We start from the raw sequence: 1,655 nt of genomic DNA, 5'->3' as shown, positions 1-1,655 counted from the left end.
TGCCTTATCTTAGTACTCGAATAATGCTCATAGCAGACGACGCTTTTCAGATGCTATTAAAGCCTTACCTCAAACAAAGAAAACGGAAGGCAAGGAAACGATTGCCTACCAGGCACTTAAACAGATAGGCGCCATATATCATCAGGATAATGAGCTGTCACAACTCGAACCATTAGAGCGGTATCATTTGAGGCAACTGACCGTCAAGCCACTTGTTGAGGCCTTTTTCCTGTGGGCACGAAATATAAAAAGTAACAATGGGCTATCTAAAGGGAAAACCAGGGAAGGTATCGATTATTGTTTAAATCATGAAGAAAGCTTAAAAGTGTTTCTTGATGATGGTGAAGTACCTATGGATAATAACGCTACAGAAGGTGCATTGCGTACCTTTTGCCTACATAAACACACATGGAAACTCATTGATACAATCGACGGTGCCAAGTCAAGTGCAATCATTTACAGTATTACAGAAACAGCAAAAGCTAATAATCTAAATCCTTATAGGTACCTAGAATATCTGTTAGAAGTGCTAAAAGACAAACAAGATCAAAAGGATAGATTGTTTCTTGATAAGTTACTTCCCTGGTCTGATGAACTTCCGGCCATTTGTTTGAATAAAACTGCAAAAGCAAAACCATAAATCAGCCGCCGTATTGGTGGCTTGAATTAAAGCGAGTACTCATGGTTTACCGTATACGTAAAGTCTCTTGTAGTAAGTTTTTGCAAAGTTTTGTAATTATCGACAGTTAATAAAAATCGTTTTATTTACGTTGAATGTAGCTACTATCTCCTATAATCACAAAAAGATTAACATATAAGTTAATCTTTTTGCAGACTGTAGATAAACCGCCATTAATAATTATAATGGTGGTTTATTTTTTTGTTTAATAATAAGTACATGATTATATCTGAAGGGTTACTCCATTTGACAAAAAAAGCCTATATTAGGCCCATATCCATTTCAGTTTTCCTAGCTTTTTCAAATTCATTGCAGCATACTTAAGCGTTATCTCTGTTATAACGTTTGTTATGCCACGTAATTGTGTATATCTTAAGCCATGCTTTTCTTTTCCATCTGCATAGACTCTTTCAATTGTTTCTTTTCGTCTTTTATAAGCACCTTTAATAGTATTAACTTTTCTAAGATGTTGTGCCTCATCAACATAATCTTGCCAAACATGTCTTGTTATGACTTTTTGCTGATTCATGCTAATCGTGCACTGATCTAGGATTGAACAATTTTACATTTTTCAGCGTCTGATTTATATTCTCGATAACCGTCTCTATTCGTAGTGCTGTACATAAGCAATTCATTTTTTTCACAGATATAATAGTCATAGTATTCGTCATTAACATACTGGTGCTTTTTCATAAAGCCCTTTTTTGTCATCGGACTTTTGTAGGGTATTGACGGCAACAATTGATCATCTAGTATAGATTTACATATATGTGGAGTTATATAGCCAGCGTCAACGGCCACTATTTTCATATCATTTTTGAACATTTTTATAACATTGTTATAAACTTCATTAAAAAAACTACTATCGTGTACATTACCAGGTTTTACTGCGAATCCAAGTATGAAGTTCCTGGAGTAGATTGGTTGCATAAGCAAGGCTACATGGATGTAGCCCGCCGACTTTTTCCACATGGAT

The 1,655-nt window shown here is 35.2% G+C and carries 3 protein-coding genes and 1 pseudogene; 2 read left to right on the top strand and 2 right to left on the bottom strand.

The window, feature by feature from the left end:
- Window positions 1-37: 37 nt before the first annotated feature.
- Both P0N36_RS15235 and P0N36_RS15230 read left to right on the top strand, forming a co-directional pair.
- Window positions 38-430, top strand: a pseudogene (locus P0N36_RS15235) (IS66 family transposase); the annotation flags it as partial.
- Entirely contained in the window at window positions 419-640 is a 222-nt protein-coding gene (locus P0N36_RS15230; protein WP_275843738.1) for a transposase domain-containing protein, read from the top strand. The pseudogene P0N36_RS15235 and the gene P0N36_RS15230, both read left to right, overlap by 12 nt.
- A gap of 304 nt (window positions 641-944) precedes the next feature.
- Here the strand turns inward: P0N36_RS15230 and P0N36_RS15225 are convergent, their stop codons facing one another.
- Window positions 945-1,208, bottom strand: coding sequence for a transposase (locus P0N36_RS15225; RefSeq protein WP_275843737.1), 264 nt, complete (start codon window positions 1,206-1,208; stop codon window positions 945-947).
- Between the two features lie 17 nt (window positions 1,209-1,225).
- Window positions 1,226-1,655: transposase (locus tag P0N36_RS15220; protein WP_275843735.1), on the bottom strand; the 430-nt coding region annotated here is incomplete at its 5' end.

Origin of the sequence: Petrocella sp. FN5 (genome assembly GCF_029210395.1) — a bacterium.
Lineage (GTDB): Bacteria > Bacillota > Clostridia > Lachnospirales > Vallitaleaceae > Petrocella.
This window is presented reverse-complemented; position numbering and strand designations above follow the sequence as displayed.